Source organism: Gaoshiqia sp. US2 (genome assembly GCF_059705485.1).
The window spans coordinates 4991209-5010309 of record NZ_AP048550.1 but is presented as its reverse complement, the minus strand read 5'-3'; the positions used below and the strand labels follow the sequence as shown (position 1 = coordinate 5010309).

Sequence of the window (19101 nt, the reverse complement as noted above, 5' to 3'; positions counted from 1 at the left end):
AGTGGTTTTGTGAATAAACTGCTTTTTGATGTGTAACTAACTCAAATATAGCAATTTAAATTCTATTTTACCACTACTTATTTAATTTCAATCCTCATATAAATCAACACTTCCCAACGTGGGAAACTTTAGTAAGTATTCTTGCATTTAGTATCGGGGGAACTATTGCCTGGAGATTTGGACTTGAAAGCGGTCACCTGGATTCGCTTATTTGTGTGTCGTCGACAAGGCTAAGATACGAAACGGCAAGACCCAAAGGAGAAATAACGCTTTACTACGGGAACAACGACGTTTTCAAGCCTCAAACAGACTGGTTAGAAACAATGGATTTGAATTATATCCTGCTGAATGACAAAGAACATTTGGTTTATGTTGAACGTGAATTTGCCAAACAATTATGTACCCGTATTTTGGGAAAATATCAAGAATAACTCGCTCTCAATTCAAACGCATAAATGATAACTATCTATGAGGCTGATTCTTTTACTGATTTTAGTTGTGACAGGATTTTCCTGTCATACACCGGAAAATGATAAATCAAACGTTCAAACTGATTCGAAGGATGTTGGTTTGGTCCCTGATTCGGGTATTGCATTACAGTTTTTAAACGATTATGCTGATTTTTGTTCGAAACGACCGGGTTCGGGGGCAGACTGGATTGCAAACAACCGACTGTTAACGGATAATTTTAAAACCGCTTACAAAAATCTTCTGGACTCAGCAACTAAAGCGGATCCGGAACTGGGATTGGGATTTGACCCGATCTTTGATGCCCAGGATTATCCGGACCAGGGATTTGAGATCATAAGCAGTGATCGTGAAACGGGATTTCTGACTCTGGAAGGTAAAAATTGGCCGGAATTTATTTTAGTGGTCAGGATTGTAAATCAGGATAACAAGTGGTTGGTCGATGGCTCCGGAGTGATCAATATCCCGGAAAACAGAAGAGCAACAAGACAGAATTGAGGATTGACCAATCATTGGATGGCGCATGATAAAGGTTGTGGGGGATAGTTTGATTTTTTGACTAAATTGTGGGAAAAACATTGCTGATGATGTCCTTTCGGGACAGGATTTATTTCTTTGTTTCAGCACCAAAAACAAAAAAATGTCAGGGCTGGCAGGAAATTCAATTGGTCAAACCAGCGATTCCCGATTGTATCTTTTCCGGTATTCAAGTGGCGATAAGCCGGTAATTTTCCGGAATACTTCGCGAAAGGCTTTGATGTCGGAATAGCCGACCTCATACATGACTTCATTTATGGTTTTTCGGCTGGTTTCAAAGGTTTTTTTGGCCGATTCAACCCGTACCCGTTGGGCATATTCAACCGGTGTGTTTCCGGTGGCCTGGATAAACCGCCGGTCAAAAGTTCGCCGGTTGACGGCGAACATGGACGATAGTTGTGCAACCGGAATTTGTTCGTGGAGTTTACTTTCAATATAGTTTTGTGCTTTTCTTACCATGATGTCACCGTGCATCTTTTGTCCTTTGAAGATGATGAATTCGGATTGGCCGTGACGGTCGATTTCAACCTGGAAAACTTTAGAACAGAAAATGGCCGTTGGGCGGCCGTAATATTTTTCTGCCAGGTAAATTACCAGGTTCAGGAAAGAATAAGCGCCTCCGTTCGTGTAAATTCCATTCTCATCGGTAATCAGTTTGTCGGTTTGTAAGTTCACTTTCGGGAACATGCTCCTGAAATGATCTGCCGCTGCCCAGTGGGTCGAGCAACTTTTCCCGTCGAGCAAGCCCGATGCGGCCAGCAAAAAAGCCCCGGTACAGATTGTCGCTATTTCGGCGCCGTCCTGGTATTGTTTAACAATCCAGTCAATCAGCAATTGGTTGTCTTTTAAAGCATTCGCATAATTGTGATTCAGAGACGGAATAATAACGAGGTCGGTTTTCGTGATGCTTGAAATGTGGGTATGCGGTTTCACGGTAAACAGGCCATCGTAAAATTCAACTTCCTTCGAAATGCCTGCCAACCGGATTTTAAACAGTTCGTCCCGGCCGTTTTCCTTCCAATGGGCATTGGCCCGTGTAAATATTTTATATGCGCCCACGATGCTGCTCAGGTTGTTTTGTCCGTCGGGAACCAGAATGGTAAGATGTTTCATGGCTGCTACATTTGTTTGTTTTTGTAAAAATAGGGATTCAACCTGTCCAAATCAACCTGCTACAAAGTCCGTTTTGCACCCTGCCTGTTTTTCTTGAAGGCAATAGCTTTGTAACTGACAGTACGATTATAAAAACAGAACAACAAAAACAATGGAAAACACAAATTTTACGACAAGCTTCGTGGTTAACCAAACACCTGAAGCTGTATTCAGGGGCATCGCTCATGTGCGCGGGTGGTGGTCGGAAGAAATTGAGGGCCCGACCGAAAACCTTCACGACGAGTTTATTTATCGTTACCAGGACGTTCACACTTCGAAAATAAAACTGATCGAGGTGGTTCCAAACGAAAAAATGGTTTGGCTTGTCCTGGAGAACCGGTTTAACTTTACCGAAGACGAAGGCGAATGGACGGGTAATAAGATGGTTTTTGAGATCAGCCGAAGAACCGGTCAAACACAGGTGCGATTCACACAACTGGGTTTAACGCCCGAATATGAATGTTATGATATTTGTAAGGACGCGTGGACTCATTATATCAACGATAGTTTGCACGGCCTGATCACTACGGGCAAAGGCCAGCCGAACCCGAAAGAAGGCGGGTTTAACGAACAACTGCTTCAACAACACAAAAAGTAATGCTGATGGAAGAACAACATTATCAGACCAGCATTGTGATTGATGCCACGGCACACGAAGCATTTGAATGTATTAACCGTGTATCGCGGTGGTGGACGGAGAATCTGGAAGGCAGTACGCAACAACTCAACGACGAATTTGAGGTCCGTTTTGGTGATGTGCATTATTCCCGGCAAAAATTAGTCGAGCTCATTCCTGACAAAAAAATTGGTTGGTTAGTAACCGACAGTTATTTGAGTTTTCTTCGGGATAAGAACGAATGGACAGGCACAAAAATCAGCTTTGAAATTGCACGGCAGGGCCGCCGGGCACTGGTTCGTTTCACACATTTGGGTTTGGTTCCCGGCATCGAATGTTTTGATACCTGTTCCAATGCCTGGGGACAATACATCCGGCAGAGCTTACGGAGCCTGATCAGCACCGGGAAAGGCCTGCCCGACCCAAAAGAAAACGAAACGAAGGTTTCAGGTTGATCGCTCACTCCTGCGTTAATTTGTAGTTTGTGCCTTATCATGTTAAGATCAAATCTCAATTCGATTAGTTGTTTTCAATCACAGGTCGGTGCGAGCGAGTGGAACGACAGTCCATCAAACAAGCGTGGGTCATGCTGAACTTGTTTCAGCATCTGTTGTCCTATACAGCCCCGGAGGACAGCCATTGTTAAGAAAGCGTTGCTGCTTATGTCCTTCCGGACAGGATTTACTTTTTTGTCTTGACACAAAAAAGTAAACAAAAAAAGTCAAGGCTGACGGTGATCTTGAAGGAAAACGACGGGTTGTGAATGCCACACGGCCCCAACTCGTCGTTCCTCCTCAAACAGGGCCGCTTACCAGTCCCAGCTCGGATTCCCTTCCCTTGTTTTCCGGGTTCAAAATCCCCGTAGGCCGCAGCCGAACGACAGTTCGTCGCAGAAGCGCGGGTCATGCTGAACTTGTTTCAGCATCTGTTGCCGTATACAGTCCCGGCGGACAGCCAATGTTAAAAGCGAACCAGCCGGGTGGCGTGGTTTTTAACCGCGCATTCGGTGCATTCGGTCATTGCCGGTTAAAAACCGGCGCACCGGGGCGAACCAGCCTGCCCACCCCTTTTCAAAACCTGGTTCTCCATACAAAAGCAAGCCAGCAGGGCTTATGTCCTTCCGGACGGGATTTACTTTTTTGTCTTGACACAAAAAAGTAAACAAAAAAAGTCAAGGCTGACGGTGATTTTGAAGGAAAACGACGGTTTGTGAATGCCACACGGCCTCAACTCGTCGTTCCTCCTCAAACAGGGCCGCTTACCAGTCCCAGCCCCGATTCCCTTCCCTTGTTTTCCGGGTTCAAAATCCCCGTAGGCCGCAGCCGGACGACAGTTCGTCATAGAAACGCGGGTCATGCTGAACTTGTTTCAGCATCTGTTGCCGGTTGCCGCCCCGATGACAACTCTGAAAGATCCTTCCGCTGCCAATCTGCAATTCGATTTCTGGCAGGCATTTACTAAGCGGCGGTCCGGAAACCGCCGCACCCGATTAGGAACGCCGTTCGTTAATCGCTTGTTTTTTAAATTGATTCCAAATTAGTTGCTTAGTAAAATTTATTACGTCAAGTTTTGTAAATTGGGGAGCGAAACTGGAAAATTCCGGTCGGTTGGTTGATTTGAAGCGAAAGGAAAAAAACGACATAAACCCTTAGAGGCGATGTTGGAGAGGCTGTTGGAGGGGAAGAAACAGATCGGGGGAAGGACGTTTTAGGTTCCAATTTTTTTATTGCCGGATAGAAAAGTACACGATTGATGGTTTGATGTGGGTGAGAGGAGCGTATAACGATACTCTCCGGATTTGGAAGAATATATCACTGGTGTCTATTAAAAAATGTTAATTCAATTAGAAGTCCAAATGCAGTTGGCAATCGCTATCATCATAGGCCTTATTTTCCCTCGGAGCCAAGAGTTCTTGAATGGGATCCTTGACCAGCAGGGAATTACCAAGGATACGCATGACCTCCACAACAGGTCTGCCCAGTTTGAGGTCGTGTTCAATAATAGCGACAAGACAGTACGTGATGATGGCGACATGTATCTGTATGCGGACCGCATTCTCGGATTCTCCCCAAAAGGATTTGACACGGAGATGCTGCTTGATCCATTTGAAAAACAGCTCCACCTGCCATCTGTAACGGTAAAGAAGAGCAATTTCATTTGCTTTGAGGTAGAAGTTGTTGGTGTAGTAGGTGAAGGCCCTTCCAAGGTCAGGGGCATAGAATACGATGCGTCTGAGCGAAACCGGATAGTTTCCACTGTTTCGCTTTCCTGTAAACCTAACCGTTTGGTCCCGCAGGACATTGTCATCTCCTTCAAGCATGTCATCTCCTTCCGTAATTTCATAATCAGGGCGGGACTTCTCCCGTATGATGAAGAAAGCTCCGGCCAGCTCAATTGCGTAGAGTCCTGGAGAGATCAAAGTAGCCTCTATCAAACACATAGCAAGCGTGCCGTTCGTATGTAAACCAGTCCATAGACTTGGTGTCATGCACATTTGCATGGCTGATTCTGTAGAAGACCGGTATTTCAGTGGCAATATCAATCTGGGTATGAATCTTGATGCCAGACTTTGTGCTCCTAAACTTTGCCCATCTAAAGACCGACATGCACAGGTCGATGGTAGTGGAATCAATGGCATAGAACCTTCCGTGGAGTTCAAACTCTTTGGTGATACGTTTGGCCTGGGCAATAGACACAATGTAAAAGGCAAACTTCTCAAAGATCCCATGGTCTCTAAGGCTGTTTGCTTTGGAAAGAACGCTTCTGTTGATGGGAACCTTTCCAAACCCGAGGTGAAAAGATCTTTTGGCATGAGCAATAGTGACATCTGTGAGTTCTCTAAGACTATGGCAGCCTATGAGCTGGCCGTACATGATAACCAGCATATGGCTCCAGTAGGATGGTGCCATTCTGACTGTCCTGTCTTTGTGTTTTATTACCAGTCGTTCGAAGTAACGTTTCGGGAGAAACTCCACAATCTGTGCGAAAACATATTTGCCAACGTTCATACTTGTTCCAATTTGTACCTGAGTACAAAGGAACAAATTTCAAAAGGGCGACAAGGTTTTGAAAAGCTAGCATGCTGTGCATAAAACAGATATGAGGCATTTTAACAAAAATTAATAGACACTAGTGAGAATATATTTCACTTTCCATCTGACAAAACGGAAATATATTTCATAGTAAATTTACACAGACGTTGTGCACAAGCGTAGAGAGACAGTGCTTTAATAGAAAATTTGCTGCATAAAGACAAAAAAGAAAAACGATATAATGAACAGCCGACCCACAAAACTGCACATTCGCAAGCCCCGACACACAAGCCGATGCTTCAGCTTGCAAAAGAGCAGTTTTCTTGCCAACGCACCCGTGGAAATTGGTACATTTGCGTTTATTGATAATGATTTTAAGACAGGATTAAATAATGTTTGAACAAACTTTTAAAAACATAGACGACATACTGCACAAAGATGCTGGTTGTGGGAGTGAATTAGATTATGTAGAGCAAACTTCGTGGGTATTGTTCCTGAAATATTTAGACGATTTGGAGCGTGACCGTGCCACCGCAGCCGAACTGACAGGAAAAACCTATACTACCATAATTGACAAAGAATATCAATGGAATAATTGGGCTGCCCCAAAAATTACAAACGGAAACGGAGCATTAAAAATTGACCATAACGCACTTACGGGCGATGACCTTACCGACTTTGTAAACAACAAACTGTTTCCATACCTCAAAAAGTTTAAACTAAGTGCCGAAAGTGCCGACACCATTGAATACAAGATTGGTGAGATTTTCAGCGAACTGAAAAACCGCATACAAAGCGGTTACAATTTGCGTGAAGTGATAAACCGCATTGACGAGTTGCGTTTCCGTACCCATGCCGAAAAGCACGAAATGAGCCATTTGTACGAAGACAAAATCAAAAACATGGGCAATGCAGGGCGAAACGGTGGTGAATATTACACACCCCGACCGCTCATTACCACCATTGTAAAAGTGGTTGCCCCCAAAATTGGCGACAAAATTTATGACGGTGCAGTGGGTTCTGCGGGATTCCTTTGCGAAGCATTCGACTATCTGAAAAACAGCAAATCACTTTCTACCAAAGAAACCGAGATACTACAAAAACGCACCTTTTACGGCAAAGAGAAAAAATCGCTGGCTTACATTATCGGCATTATGAATATGATTTTGCACGGAGTGGAAGCCCCAAACATAATACACACCAATACACTTGCCGAAAACCTTGCCGACATTCAGGAAAAAGACCGTTACGATGTAGTGCTTGCCAATCCGCCTTTTGGTGGAAAAGAAAGAGCCGAAGTGCAGCAAAATTTTCCAATAAAAACTGGCGAAACCGCCAGTTTGTTTTTGCAACACTTTATTAAAATTCTGAAAGCAGGTGGCAAAGCAGGTGTAGTAATTAAAAACACTTTTTTGAGCAATACCGACAATGCCACTGTTGCCATTCGTAAAACATTATTGGAAAGTTGTAATCTGCACACGGTTTTGGATTTGCCGGGTGGAACATTTACCGGAGCAGGTGTAAAAACCGTTGTGTTATTTTTTGAAAAAGGAAAAGCAACCCAAAAGACATGGTTTTACTCGCTCAATCTCGACCGCAATTTGGGCAAAACCAATCCGCTCAATGTAAACGATTTGGCAGAATTTGTTGAACTACAAAAAACTTTTGCCGAGAGCGAAAACTCATGGACGGTAAGCATAAAAGACATTGACCAAAGTACTTTTGACCTGAGCGTAAAAAACCCCAACAAAAAACAAGAAACTGCCCTACGCCAACCACAAGCCATTTTAGAAGAAATGAAAGCATTGGACGAAGAAAGTGCCGAAATCCTTAACTCAATTTTGGAATTGATATGAAGCAAGGTTGGGAAGTAAAGAAGTTGGGGGAAGTTGTTGATGTCCTTGATAATTTGCGAAAGCCAATTACAAAAAGAGACCGTATTGAAGGTGAATATCCTTATTACGGAGCAACAGGAATTTTAAGCTACGTTCACAACTATATTTTTTATGAAAAATTAGTTTTGATAGGTGAAGACGGAGCAAAATGGGCTTCAGGTGATAACACTTCATTTATTGCAGAAGGAAAATATTGGGTTAATAATCACGCCCACGTAATAAGACCAAATCGCAATGTAATTTTAGATGAATGGATAGTTTACTTTTTAAACTTTAGTGATTTAACGCCTTTCATTACAGGAATGACAGTTCCTAAGTTAAATCAGGAGAAGATGAGAAGTATTCCAATCCCCATTCCACCTCTCCCCGAACAACAACGCATAGTTTCCATTTTAGATGCCGCAGGTGCCGCCATAGCCAAGGCAAAAGCCAATGCCGAACAAAACCTCAAAAACGCCAAAGAACTTTTTGAAAGCTGTTTGCAGGGGGTGTTTGAGAATGGGAATTGGGGTTTTGTAAAGCTATCAGAAATGGCAACTGACATTTCTGATGGCGACCATATGCCACCGCCTAAATCGGAATTTGGTTTGCCATTTATTACCATTTCAAATATCAATAAACAAACTCATAAAATTGATTTTTCTGACACATTCAAAGTGCCTCAGAAATATTATGATGGTTTAAAACCAAACAAAAAGCCAATTAACGGAGATGTTCTCTATACTGTTACTGGTTCTTATGGTATTCCTGTATTGATAGAAGATGATTTTAAATTCTGTTTTCAGCGACACATTGGCTTGATACGACCAAGTAAGAAACTTAATAGCAAATTGCTTTATTATTGGATTTTATCTCCACAAGCATTTTTTCAAGCAAATGAAACTGCAACAGGAACTGCTCAGAAAACAGTTTCCTTAAAGTCATTAAGAAATTTCAGTTTCCCAAATATTCCAATCAACGAACAACAAACCATCGTCCGCCAATTAGATGCCCTGCGAACCGAAACTAAAAGATTAGAAGCCATTTATCAGCAAAAACTTTTAAATTTGGAAGAACTGAAAAAGAGTGTGTTGCAAAAGGCGTTTGCAGGGGAATTGTAATTACTATGGCAAAAAAAGATTTTCATAACTCAAAATTCGATAAAGGGACACAATCGAAACTTGAAGTGTTCAAGGAATATTTCAAGGAAAGCTTTCCCGTTTTTCTACACAGTCCGTTTTTTGAGGAGATTTTCATTTATGATTTCTTTGCCGGGCAGGGGCAAAATGCCGAAGGCGAGTATGGAACCGCATTTAATATACTCAATGAAATTAAACCTTATTGCGAAGAAATAAGAAAAAGCAAGAAAAAGGTCTATATTATTCTTAACGATAAAGAAGAATCGGAAATATTAAAATCGAACGTGTTGGATTTTTTCAATACCTGCAAAGCAAACTGCGGTGGAGAATGTGTTTTTGCCGAAGATGAGAATCTGATTATTAAGGCGGAAGATTTCGAAACCTATTTTCCGAAGATTTATCCTGCCATGCTCAAAAGGAGAAAAGCAGCAAAAATATTGTATTTAGACCCTTTCCGATTTATTATTGATAACAATTTACTTCACAAATTAATAAATTTACCATTGGCTGACTTTATTTGTTTTGTGCCATCATTTTACCTGAAACGGTTTCCGGATACACCCGCCTTCAATAAATATATAGACTCTCAACAGATTGATATTAAAAATGCCAAAGCTGTTCATTGCCATCGTTTAATTGCGTCTTATTATAATTCGCTTATTCCAAGTAATAAAGAATATTATATTGGTTGTTTTTCCGTTAAAAAGGATGCCGGATATTTTGGATTAATATTCGGTAGCAATCACACTTTGGGGGCTGAGAAATTCCAAAAAGTTTGCTGGAAATTCGATGAACTTACAGGCGAAGCCGATTATAACATTGACAGGGAATTAACTTATGGCGACCAGGGTGTTCTTTTCGAAGAAGATAAGATTCCTTTAAAAATCAAACAATTCAACCTCGATTTGGAAAATGAAATAAAATCAGGTAAAATTAAAACGGATGTAGATGCTTACAAGTTTGCACTTCGCAATCGTTGTTTGGTTAAACATGCCGCTCAAAAACTAAAAGCGTTAATGAGCGAAGGCAAAATAGAGGAGTTTAAGACAATTAATAACGATATTCATAGAATTAAAACAGTAACGATTATAAAAACCAAATAACTATGGCACACAAAATTGAATGGACAGAACAAACATGGAATCCATCGGCAGGCTGTACAAAAATTAGTGCCGGATGCCAAAACTGTTATGCCGAAACCATGGCTATCCGATTACAGGCTATGGGAGTAGAAGGGTACGAAAACGGGTTTACGTTCAATATTGTACCCGGTCGTTTACATGAGCCTTTAAAAAAGAAAAAGCCTACAGTTTTTTTTGTGAATTCAATGAGCGATATCTTTCATAAGGATATGCCATTGGATTATCTCAATAAGATATTTGATGTTATAGAACAAACCCCACAACATACCTACCAGGTGCTTACCAAACGAGCCAACAGAATGGCCGAATATTTTTCGCTTCGCCCAGTACCTAAGAATATTTGGCTTGGCGTTACGGTGGATAATAAAAAAGAAGGATTGCCACGAATTGATTTCCTGAGAAATATCCGAGCCACTGTTCTGTTTCTTTCAGTGGAACCTCTTTTGGAGGATTTGGGTGAAATAAACCTTTCAAATATTGATTGGGTGATTGTTGGCGGAGAAAGTGGAAACAAAGCCAGGCCAATGGAAAAAGACTGGGTTTTAAATATCAAGCAACAATGCGAACAAAAAGATGTTGCTTTTTTCTTTAAACAATGGGGTACATGGGGAGCCGACAAGGTAAAACGCAATAAAAAACTGAACGGGAAAGAGCTTGATGGTAGGATTTGGCATCAATTTCCTGACGTTATAGAACAGCAATTTGCTATGGTGTGAAATATCTATAAACTTAGCAGAAACAAGTTTATAATAATGGCTAAAAAACGTAAACTAAAAATAATGATTTCTTCCACGGTATATGGCAGTCAGGATATACTGGAACAAATTGCAGCAGTTTTGCGTCAGCAGTTTGGTTATGATGTAATTATGTCAAAAGAAGGTAGTGTTTATGTTCCTGTTCAGTTTATTGACAATCCGGAAGGAGCTTGTTTGCAAGCCGTAAACGATTGTGATTTATTTTTAGGGATTATCTTTCCTCGATATGGTTCAGGAATTACGCATAAAGAGTTTAAAGAAGCCGTAAGAATAGGAAAGCCGAGATGGTTTGTAGCACATGAGAAAATTGAATATTTAAGAAAGCTATTTGAACCATATCTGTTTGATGAAGAAAAACAAAGAACCGATTTTGAATTAAAAAAGAATTCCGTTTTAGATAGTATTAAGGTGGTGGATATGTATAATGATGTTCGGCACAATTGGGTTCAATCATTTACAAATCCAGGCGAATTATTGTTTTTTATTGAACAACAGTTTAAAGACCACAATAAACGATTAATAGAATTAGAACAATGAAAAACGAACAACTTATAAAGAACCTGATAAAGCAGGGCGAAAGCGAACAGCTTGATTTTAAGGAAGTTGTTCGAAAAGAAGAAATTGCTAAAACATTATGTGCTTTCCTTAATGCCGAAGGAGGCACATTACTGATTGGCGTACAAGATGATGGAAAAATTATTGGCATTGATAATGCCGAAAAATATGAATCGGAGTTAAAACAATATTTATTTAGTGTAATTATTCCTGAAGCTCCTGTTACAGTTTCTATTGAAAAGATTGGCTCAAAAGAAATTTTATCTGTAAAGGTTTGGAATGGCTCCAAACCGCCTTATATTTTCAACGGTGAAATATATTTTAGACGTGGAAGCCGCACCGTTAAGGCAACTGCATTGGAAATATCAGGTTTAATTACCGAGCGGCAAAAAACTGAATTACATTGGGAACGTCAGCCTGCCTTGGGGATTGAAATTGACGACTTAGACGAATTAGAAATTCGTAAAACCTTACAAGACCTTACTAAATCCGGACGAGGAAAACTGTTCTCTGAAAAAGAAGTTGAGGAGTTTTTAACCTATTACGGTCTCTACAGGGATGGACATTTAACCAATGCTGCGGTGGTTTTATTTGCCAAAGAACCTACGAGATATTTACCTCAATGTCGTGTTCGATTAACTGTTTTTAAGGAAGGAAAAACCTCTGATAGTTACAGCTACGACAAAGTATTTGAGGGTAATCTTTTTAGAAATATTGCCGAAATATTGCAGTTTTTTGAAGTGAACATTGCAATACAAAGCAAATTTTCAGAGAAAAAATGGTTACGTGAGGATGTAAGCTATCCAAAGTTTGCATTAAGAGAAGGATTGATGAACGCATTAATTCATCGGGAATTTTCATCTGTTTCAGGAACTGTCCACATTGCTTTTTATCCAACGCATTTAGAGATTATAAATTCGGGTTCGTTATTTGGTGGATATTCTCCTAACGATTTATCCAAAAGTCACTTATCTGTTCCCCGAAACCCTGACATTGCACATATCTGTTTCTTACGACAAATGATTGAAAAGATTGGTAGAGGAACTGTACTAATGATTGAAGATTGTGAGAACAAAGGATATGCAAGTCCAAAATGGAATAGTAATCAAGGATATACTACTGTTGTATTTCCTGGTGTTACTGTTGCTGCAAAAAATGATGATGCTGTAAATGATGCTGTAAATGATGCTGTAAATGATGCTGTAAATGATGCTGTAAAAAAAGGTCAAATTGATGCTGTAAGTGATGCTGTAAGTGATGCTCTTATTGATGCTGTAAATACAATTATAAAACTAAATGATGGAGCTTCAATAAAAGACATAATGGATGCAACAGGAAAATCAAATGCAACAGTAAAAAGGTATCTTCAAGTACTCAGAGAAATTAACTTTATAGAATTTAAAGGGTCTTCAAAAACAGGTAGATATTACCTTACCAATCAGGCTGAGAAGAAAATAAAAAGTAAAAAATGAACGAAGCGGAAACCAGAGCGGAATTAATTGACCCTAAGTTAAAGGCTTGTGGTTGGGGCGTTGTGGAAGGCTCTAAAGTCCTTCGTGAATACCACATAACCCAAGGTAAAATACAAACAGGCGGTGGTCGTGGCAAAAAAGAAATTGCCGATTATGTTTTGGTGTATAAAGGTATCAAACTCGCCATAGTAGAAGCCAAGAGCGATGAGCTGGTAGTTGGTGAAGGCGTAATGCAAGCCAAAAAATACGCACAGAAACTGCAATTAGAAACCACTTACAGCACCAACGGTATAGTGATTTACCAAATCTGCATGAAATCGGGCGAAGAAGGTTTAGTAACTGACTTTTTAAGCCCCGAACAACTTTGGAATAAAACATTTGCCGAGCAAAACAATTGGAGAGAACAATTTGCCAATGTGCCGTTTGAAGACAAAAGCGGAAGTTGGCAGTTAAGATATTATCAGGAAATAGCCGTTCAAAGAACCGTTGAAGCCATTGCACAAAACAAGGACAGAATTTTGCTAACCCTTGCCACAGGAACAGGAAAAACGGCAATTGCTTTTCAAATAGCTTGGAAACTGTTTCAAACCCGTTGGAATTTAAACCGAGACGGCAACCGCAGACCAAGAATTTTATTTTTAGCTGATAGAAACATTTTAGCCGACCAAGCTTACAATTCATTTTCGGCATTTCCCGAAGATGTTTTGGTACGGATAAAACCAACCGAGATTAAGAAAAGCGGAAAAGTACCAACCAACGGCAGCATTTTCTTTACCATTTTTCAAACGTTTATGAGTGGCACGGATGCAGAAGGAAAACCTGCACCCTACTTTGGCGATTATCCAGCGGACTACTTTGATTTTATAATTATTGACGAGTGCCACCGTGGCGGAGCAAATGATGAAAGCAATTGGCGGGGAATTTTAGAATATTTCAGTCCAGCCGTTCAACTAGGTTTAACCGCCACTCCCAAACGAAAAGACAATGTGGATACTTACCGTTACTTTGGCGAACCAGTTTACATATATTCACTAAAAGAGGGAATCAATGACGGTTTTTTAACGCCATTCAAAGTAAAACGCATCAAAACTACCTTAGACGATTACCGCTACACTTCGGACGATACCATTGTGGAAGGCGAAATTGAAGAAGGCAAACTATACGAAGAAAAGGACTTTAACCGCACCATTGAAATTGTAGAACGAGAAGCCAAGCGAGTAAATATCTTTTTGGAAGAAGCCAACCAAAATGAAAAGGCAATTATATTTTGTGCAAATCAAGCACACGCTGCATTAATTCGGGATTTGGTAAACCAAAATGCTAAAAGCAAAGACCCATTTTATTGCGTTCGTGTAACTGCCAATGATGGAGAAGAAGGCGAAAGACTATTAAGAGAATTTCAGGACAACGAAAAAACATTACCAACTATTCTAACAACTTCACAAAAACTTTCTACGGGAGTTGATGCACGGAACATTCGCAATATTGTTTTGCTTCGTCCTGTTAATTCGATGATTGAGTTTAAACAAATCGTTGGTCGTGGCACACGCTTGTTTGACGGCAAAGAGTTTTTTACCATTTGCGACTTTGTAGATGCCTACAAGCACTTTTCAGACCCTGAATGGGACGGTGAACCAATAGAAGAAGAACCTTGTAAAATATGCGGTCAAAATCCTTGCATTTGCGAGAAGCAACCACCCAAACCGTGTCCGATTTGTGGTCAAAGACCTTGTATTTGTATAAGTGAACCGCCACCACCTTGTTACAAATGTGGTCATAGTCCTTGCGTATGCAAGAAGAAAGTAAAAATCAAACTGCGAAACGGAAAAGAAAGAGAAATTAAACACATGGTTTCCACTTCGTTTTGGAGTGCAGACGGCAAACCAATATCAGCAGAAGAATTTTTGAATAATCTATTTGGTGAATTACCTAAACTTTTCAAAGACGAAGAAGAATTACGAAAACTATGGAGTAGTCCGATAACCCGAAGAATTTTATTAGAAAATTTAGATGCAGCAGGTTTTCCCAAAGACGACTTACTGACTTTGCAAAAGTTGGTAGATATGGAAAAAAGCGACTTGTACGATGTATTGGAATACGTTTTCAATGGCGACTATATCGCAATGACCAGAGAAGCGAGAGCAAAAGCAGCCGAAGCGACAATCTTTGCCTTACTCAACGACAAACAAAAAGAGTTTATCACTTTCGTATTGAGCAAATACATTGAAACAGGCGTTGACGAACTCGACCAAGAGAAACTCCCAATCTTGCTGACAAACAAGTATCAATCATTAGAAGATGCCAAAGAAATTTTGGGAGACGTGGCAAATATCAGCAGACTGTTTATAGAATTTCAAGAACATCTTTACAAACAGAAAGTTGCGTAATGATTGGAAGAATAAAACATATAGCCCACGCTTCACAGCCACACACATTGCCAAGTCGCTCAAAAAGCCTACCGCACGACCAAAACCAGCCAAAGAGCTTGCCTACCCAAACGCACGGCAGACAGAAACGAAGTAGCAAATTGATAGAAAAATGATAGAAAACAAAAAAGGCCAGTTGTAAGCATTCGGCGTAATACATATTGCCAGCCAGGGGATCTCGCCGTTTCTTTGATGGAAAAAAATGAGGATGACACTATCAACATTTAAGAGGCTCTTCCAGGAGTATCAGGAGTCGGGCTTGAACGTAAAGGACTTTTGTTCCAACCAGGGCTTTGCCCCTTCCACATTCTACTACTGGAAGAAACAATTGGGTGAGATGTCGCGGCATCAGCCCGAGAGTTTTGTTCCGCTGGTCTTTGATTCCAACTTACCGGTTGCCAGTCGGCGGACAATCCAGGCTCCCATCAATAGTTCCGGTATCCCAGGCAATCAGGCTCCCATCGAGTTTGTGTTTCCCAACGGTACAAAAATGATGATAAGAGATAAGGCCGATATGCATTTGCTAAAAGCAATTGTTCACCTGTTTGATTAGAGCCGGATGTTTCATTTACATGGTAAGCTAAAGTACTTTCTTTATCCGGCACCGGTGGATATGCGCAAAAGCTTTTACACCCTCAGTGGCATAGTAAGCTCGGTCATGAAACGCGATGTTCAAAGCGGTGAGGTTTTCATTTTTGTCAACCGAAGACTCACCATCATGAAGATTCTGCACCTGGAGCACGGTGGCCTGGTTATCTATCACAAGAAGCTTGAAAGTGGGGTTTTTAAGCTTCCCACCTTCGGTGAAGCCCTCACATCTCAGTCCATTGATTGGCACGATTTAATGATGATTGTAAAAAATGTGAAGCCTAAAAAAAGGCTCTTGAAAAAGCGACAAAGCGAAGCACTTTTTTAGTTTTTTTCAGGCACCAAAAATTGGCTGAAAGCCTTGATTTTACTATCTTTACGCTCATAATCAAACAGTGGTAAATGAGCGATTTTGCAACCGGTAAAGATGTGTTAATCCAGGAGCTTCTTCAGGAACGTGATGAGCTGTTCCAGGAGCTTTCCCGGTTGCGAAAAGTCGATAACGGGGCCTTGGAAGCCCTGGAGTCCAAAAATCAGAAATTAGAGGTTGTCGTAGCTCAAAAAGACCAGCAAATCCATAAGCTTACCGATCAGCTGGCCTGGTTTCGCCACAAGTTTTTTGGGAAATCCAGCGAAAAGCATATTGCAGAAGATCCCAATCAAAGAAAGATTGACTGGGATGGCCTGGATGTACTTTCTGAAGAACAGATCGCCATAAAAGATGCAGAGAAAGAGTTAATCGAGTATGAACGGCGCAAGCCTGAAAGAGAGAAAAAGAACGCTGTTCGCCAGCCGCTTCCAGACCACCTCAGACGGGAGATAGAAGTAATAGAGCCCGAAGGAGTCCAGGATAACTGGGTACGCATTGGCGAGGAAGTAACAGAAATACTTGAACACAAACCCGGCGAGATTTATGTACGCCGGATAGAACGCCCAAAATACGCCGTAAAGCAATCAGCAGGAGAAGAAAATATTACGAATGAACAGGACCGGAAGGAAAACCCGGCTATCCGTATTGCATCCATGCCACTATTGCCTTTACCCCGAAGCAATGCCGGCCCTTCGTTGTTGGCCGAGCTGATGATGAACAAATATTTTTACCACCTGCCTTTTCACCGTCAGATTGCCATATTAAAGATGGTCGGGGTAAGATTGCCCGCATCAACGGTTAATGGTTGGTTCCAGGGCAGCAGCGATTTACTTCGGGCGCTTTATCTTCGCTTAAAAGAACTCATTCTGGCATCCGACTACATCCAGGTTGATGAAACACCATCCCGGTTATCAATAACGAAAAGCACAAAGCCAGTAAAGCTTACCTGTGGATGGTCCGCTCGGTAATGGACAACCTTGTTTTCTTTCACTACGATAAAGGCTCCCGGGCCGGGAAAGTAGTGGTTGATCTTTTGAAAAATTACCAGGGAGCTGTTCAAACCGACGGTTATCAGGCATACTCAATCTATGAGCAAAAGAAAGGTGTTTTGCTCCTGGGTTGCTGGGCGCATGCGCGCCGCAAATTCTCCGAAAGTCTTCCCGAAGACAAAGCCGGAGCAGGGTATGCATTGGCACAAATAGCCAAACTCTATCAAGTTGAAGAAATGGCCACTGACCAGGAAATGGATTTCCGGCAAAGAGCTGAACTTCGAAAACGGCTGGCCTATCCAATTATGCGTGCCTTTGAAAAATGGATTGAAGGATATTACCCTAAAGCGCTGCCGGGTGGTAGAATGGGCAAAGCGCTGGCTTATACCTACAATCTTTTTATGCGTCTGTCCCGCTATCATTTGGATGGCCGCTACCTGCCTGACAACAACCTGGCCGAAAATGCCATCAGGCCACTGGCCGTAGGAAGAAAGGGGTATTTGTTTTGTGGCAATCATGAGTCGGCAGAGAATGCTGCCATCATGTATTCCCTGCTGGGGTGCTGTAAAGCCAGTGATGTGAATCCCCGGGAATGGTTGACCGATGTATTTACCAGAATCTCATTGTACAACAACAACTACGATTTAGACTTGGCCGACCTTTTGCCACACCGTTGGAAAAAATCCAACAAATGCCAGAGTTTTTCAGAAAACTCCAACTAATTCCAAGAGATTCCAGTAGAACTTAGAAAATTCCAAATCTCAGGCTGGTATCCCCGGTCTAAGAGAAAATTCAGTATACGTGGCAGGCCGAATGCTTACTGTTGGACTACACCCGCCGGGTTTAAGGCAAAACAAAAAGGCCTTCCAATGCGGAAAGCCTTTTTGTATTTCTAAGCTACAGGTTTATGCCCGGGCAATCCACGCGGCAATCCAGTCGCCGACTTCCGATGTTTTGTATGATTTTCCTTCGGCAATATCAACGGTGACCACACCGGCAGCCATCGATGCGGCAACGGCATCGCGGATCAGCTTGCCTTCGTCCATCAGGTTAAAGGCGTACTCGAACAGCATGGCCGCCGACAGGATGGTGGCAATCGGGTTGGCAATGTCTTTCCCGGCGGCCTGCGGGTACGAACCATGGATGGGCTCGAATACCGAGGTGTGGATGCCGATGGATGCTGAAGGCAGCAAGCCCAATGAGCCGGTGATCACACTCGCTTCGTCGGTGAGGATATCGCCAAACATGTTTTCGGTGACCATCACGTCGAAGTTTTTCGGCCATTGGATGATTTGCATGGCGGCATTGTCGACAAACATGTATTCGGTGGTTACGTCGGGGTAGGCGGGGGCCATTTCCTGGGCTACTTCGCGCCACAGACGCGAGCTTTCGAGCACGTTGGCTTTATCAACCACCGTTAGTTTTTTGTTGCGTTTCAGGGCAAATTCGTATGCCAGTTTCAGGATGCGTTCCACCTCGGCGCGGGTGTAGGTGCAGGTGTCGAAAGCGGTGTTGCCGTTGTCTTTCCGGCCCTTTTCGCCAAAATAAATACCACCGGTGAGTTCGCGGATGGCCACAAAGTTGGCCCCTTCGACCAATTCGCGGCGAAGCGGCGACTTGTGCAACAGCGATTCGAAGGTTTCTACCGGACGAATGTTGGCATACAGCCCCAGTTTTTTGCGCATCAGCAGCAGCCCTTGTTCCGGGCGCACTGTTGCCTTTGGGTTGTTGTCGAATTTGGGGTCGCCGATAGCCCCAAACAGCACCGCATCAGACTGCATGCACAGTTCGTGCGTTTTTTCGGGATAGGGTTCGCCTAACTGATCGATGGCAATGGCTCCGGTTAGAGCGTATTCGTATTCCAGTTCGTGATTAAATTTTTTGGCAATGGCTTTCACCGATTTCATGGCCTGCTCAATAATTTCGGGGCCAATCCCGTCGCCGGGAAGTACAGCTAATTTCAGTTTCATGTACGGGTTATGTGTT

General features: G+C 42.0%; 19 protein-coding genes. 15 read left to right on the top strand and 4 right to left on the bottom strand.

Going from position 1 to position 19101, the window contains the following annotated elements:
• Positions 1-468 precede the first annotated feature (468 nt).
• Positions 469-966, top strand: coding sequence for a hypothetical protein (locus tag AC6H3C_RS20120; RefSeq protein ID WP_497517317.1), 498 nt, complete (start codon positions 469-471; stop codon positions 964-966).
• Between the two features lie 171 nt (positions 967-1137).
• On the opposite strand, the gene AC6H3C_RS20115 is transcribed toward AC6H3C_RS20120, so the two are convergent.
• Entirely contained in the window at positions 1138-2118 is a 981-nt protein-coding gene (locus AC6H3C_RS20115) for a GlxA family transcriptional regulator (RefSeq protein ID WP_497517316.1), read from the bottom strand.
• 151 nt (positions 2119-2269) lie between these two features.
• Here AC6H3C_RS20115 and AC6H3C_RS20110 point away from each other — a divergent pair, with 151 nt between their 5' ends.
• The 3 genes from AC6H3C_RS20110 (at position 2270) to AC6H3C_RS20100 (ending at position 3934) form a co-directional block, all read left to right on the top strand.
• Entirely contained in the window at positions 2270-2755 is a 486-nt protein-coding gene (locus AC6H3C_RS20110; RefSeq protein WP_497517315.1) for an SRPBCC family protein, read from the top strand.
• Between the two features lie 5 nt (positions 2756-2760).
• Positions 2761-3228 carry a hypothetical protein gene (locus AC6H3C_RS20105; protein WP_497517314.1) on the top strand — a complete coding sequence of 156 codons (468 nt, stop codon included), beginning with the start codon at positions 2761-2763 and terminating at the stop codon, positions 3226-3228.
• Between the two features lie 304 nt (positions 3229-3532).
• Positions 3533-3934, top strand: coding sequence for a hypothetical protein (locus tag AC6H3C_RS20100; RefSeq protein WP_497517313.1), 402 nt, complete (start codon positions 3533-3535; stop codon positions 3932-3934).
• A 682-nt stretch (positions 3935-4616) separates the two neighbouring features.
• Here the strand turns inward: AC6H3C_RS20100 and AC6H3C_RS20095 are convergent.
• Both AC6H3C_RS20095 and AC6H3C_RS20090 read right to left on the bottom strand, forming a co-directional pair.
• Positions 4617-5192 carry a transposase gene (locus AC6H3C_RS20095; protein WP_497517312.1) on the bottom strand — a complete coding sequence of 192 codons (576 nt, stop codon included), beginning with the start codon at positions 5190-5192 and terminating at the stop codon, positions 4617-4619.
• The gene (locus tag AC6H3C_RS20090; RefSeq protein ID WP_497517310.1) at positions 5164-5781 is read right to left on the bottom strand and encodes a DUF4372 domain-containing protein; all 618 of its coding nucleotides are present in this window, start codon (positions 5779-5781) and stop codon (positions 5164-5166) included. The genes AC6H3C_RS20095 and AC6H3C_RS20090 overlap by 29 nt, the downstream gene beginning before the upstream one ends.
• Positions 5782-6197: 416 nt before the next feature.
• Between AC6H3C_RS20090 and AC6H3C_RS20085 the strand changes: the two genes are divergently transcribed.
• The 11 genes from AC6H3C_RS20085 to tnpC all read left to right on the top strand — a co-directional run bounded on the left by AC6H3C_RS20085 (position 6198) and on the right by tnpC (position 17837).
• A complete protein-coding gene (locus tag AC6H3C_RS20085; protein WP_497517309.1) occupies positions 6198-7661 on the top strand; it encodes a class I SAM-dependent DNA methyltransferase in 1464 nt (487 codons plus the stop codon).
• Entirely contained in the window at positions 7658-8800 is a 1143-nt protein-coding gene (locus AC6H3C_RS20080) for a restriction endonuclease subunit S (RefSeq protein WP_497517307.1), read from the top strand. The genes AC6H3C_RS20085 and AC6H3C_RS20080 overlap by 4 nt, the downstream gene beginning before the upstream one ends.
• A 5-nt stretch (positions 8801-8805) precedes the next feature.
• The gene (tcmP, locus tag AC6H3C_RS20075) at positions 8806-9921 is read left to right on the top strand and encodes a three-Cys-motif partner protein TcmP (RefSeq protein WP_497517306.1); all 1116 of its coding nucleotides are present in this window, start codon (positions 8806-8808) and stop codon (positions 9919-9921) included.
• A gap of 2 nt (positions 9922-9923) precedes the next feature.
• A complete protein-coding gene (locus AC6H3C_RS20070) occupies positions 9924-10676 on the top strand; it encodes a DUF5131 family protein (protein WP_497517305.1) in 753 nt (250 codons plus the stop codon).
• Positions 10677-10712: 36 nt separating this feature from the next.
• Positions 10713-11252, top strand: a complete 540-nt coding sequence (locus AC6H3C_RS20065; protein WP_497517304.1) for a DUF4062 domain-containing protein — start codon at positions 10713-10715, stop codon at positions 11250-11252.
• Complete coding sequence (locus AC6H3C_RS20060; protein ID WP_497517303.1) at positions 11249-12742, top strand: RNA/DNA-binding domain-containing protein; 1494 nt, start codon at positions 11249-11251, stop codon at positions 12740-12742. The genes AC6H3C_RS20065 and AC6H3C_RS20060 overlap by 4 nt, the downstream gene beginning before the upstream one ends.
• Entirely contained in the window at positions 12739-15129 is a 2391-nt protein-coding gene (hsdR, locus tag AC6H3C_RS20055) for an EcoAI/FtnUII family type I restriction enzme subunit R (RefSeq protein WP_497517302.1), read from the top strand. The genes AC6H3C_RS20060 and hsdR overlap by 4 nt, the downstream gene beginning before the upstream one ends.
• Positions 15130-15376: 247 nt before the next feature.
• A complete protein-coding gene (gene tnpA / locus AC6H3C_RS20050) occupies positions 15377-15721 on the top strand; it encodes an IS66 family insertion sequence element accessory protein TnpA (RefSeq protein ID WP_497516013.1) in 345 nt (114 codons plus the stop codon).
• Positions 15722-15727: 6 nt separating this feature from the next.
• Positions 15728-16084, top strand: a complete 357-nt coding sequence (tnpB, locus tag AC6H3C_RS20045; RefSeq protein ID WP_497515904.1) for an IS66 family insertion sequence element accessory protein TnpB — start codon at positions 15728-15730, stop codon at positions 16082-16084.
• Positions 16085-16158: 74 nt separating this feature from the next.
• On the top strand, positions 16159-17094 hold the full coding sequence (locus AC6H3C_RS20040) for an IS66 family transposase (RefSeq protein WP_497517301.1): 936 nt from the start codon (positions 16159-16161) through the stop codon (positions 17092-17094).
• Entirely contained in the window at positions 17079-17837 is a 759-nt protein-coding gene (gene tnpC, locus AC6H3C_RS20035) for an IS66 family transposase (RefSeq protein WP_497516025.1), read from the top strand. Before AC6H3C_RS20040 ends, tnpC begins: the two co-directional genes overlap by 16 nt.
• A gap of 183 nt (positions 17838-18020) precedes the next feature.
• Here tnpC and leuB read toward each other — a convergent pair whose 3' ends face one another.
• The gene (gene leuB / locus AC6H3C_RS20030) at positions 18021-19085 is read right to left on the bottom strand and encodes a 3-isopropylmalate dehydrogenase (RefSeq protein ID WP_497517300.1); all 1065 of its coding nucleotides are present in this window, start codon (positions 19083-19085) and stop codon (positions 18021-18023) included.
• Positions 19086-19101 lie beyond the last annotated feature (16 nt).

Coding starts and splice junctions, on each gene's coding strand:
- AC6H3C_RS20120 (WP_497517317.1), top strand. CDS start 469: ATGAGGCTGATTCTTTTACTGATTTTAGTTGTGACAGGATTTTCCTGT.
- AC6H3C_RS20115 (WP_497517316.1), bottom strand. CDS start 2,118: ATGAAACATCTTACCATTCTGGTTCCCGACGGACAAAACAACCTGAGC.
- AC6H3C_RS20110 (WP_497517315.1), top strand. CDS start 2,270: ATGGAAAACACAAATTTTACGACAAGCTTCGTGGTTAACCAAACACCT.
- AC6H3C_RS20105 (WP_497517314.1), top strand. CDS start 2,761: ATGGAAGAACAACATTATCAGACCAGCATTGTGATTGATGCCACGGCA.
- AC6H3C_RS20090 (WP_497517310.1), bottom strand. CDS start 5,781: ATGAACGTTGGCAAATATGTTTTCGCACAGATTGTGGAGTTTCTCCCG.
- AC6H3C_RS20085 (WP_497517309.1), top strand. CDS start 6,198: ATGTTTGAACAAACTTTTAAAAACATAGACGACATACTGCACAAAGAT.
- AC6H3C_RS20080 (WP_497517307.1), top strand. CDS start 7,658: ATGAAGCAAGGTTGGGAAGTAAAGAAGTTGGGGGAAGTTGTTGATGTC.
- tcmP (WP_497517306.1), top strand. CDS start 8,806: ATGGCAAAAAAAGATTTTCATAACTCAAAATTCGATAAAGGGACACAA.
- AC6H3C_RS20070 (WP_497517305.1), top strand. CDS start 9,924: ATGGCACACAAAATTGAATGGACAGAACAAACATGGAATCCATCGGCA.
- AC6H3C_RS20065 (WP_497517304.1), top strand. CDS start 10,713: ATGGCTAAAAAACGTAAACTAAAAATAATGATTTCTTCCACGGTATAT.
- AC6H3C_RS20060 (WP_497517303.1), top strand. CDS start 11,249: ATGAAAAACGAACAACTTATAAAGAACCTGATAAAGCAGGGCGAAAGC.
- hsdR (WP_497517302.1), top strand. CDS start 12,739: ATGAACGAAGCGGAAACCAGAGCGGAATTAATTGACCCTAAGTTAAAG.
- tnpA (WP_497516013.1), top strand. CDS start 15,377: ATGACACTATCAACATTTAAGAGGCTCTTCCAGGAGTATCAGGAGTCG.
- tnpB (WP_497515904.1), top strand. CDS start 15,728: ATGTTTCATTTACATGGTAAGCTAAAGTACTTTCTTTATCCGGCACCG.
- AC6H3C_RS20040 (WP_497517301.1), top strand. CDS start 16,159: ATGAGCGATTTTGCAACCGGTAAAGATGTGTTAATCCAGGAGCTTCTT.
- tnpC (WP_497516025.1), top strand. CDS start 17,079: ATGGTCCGCTCGGTAATGGACAACCTTGTTTTCTTTCACTACGATAAA.
- leuB (WP_497517300.1), bottom strand. CDS start 19,085: ATGAAACTGAAATTAGCTGTACTTCCCGGCGACGGGATTGGCCCCGAA.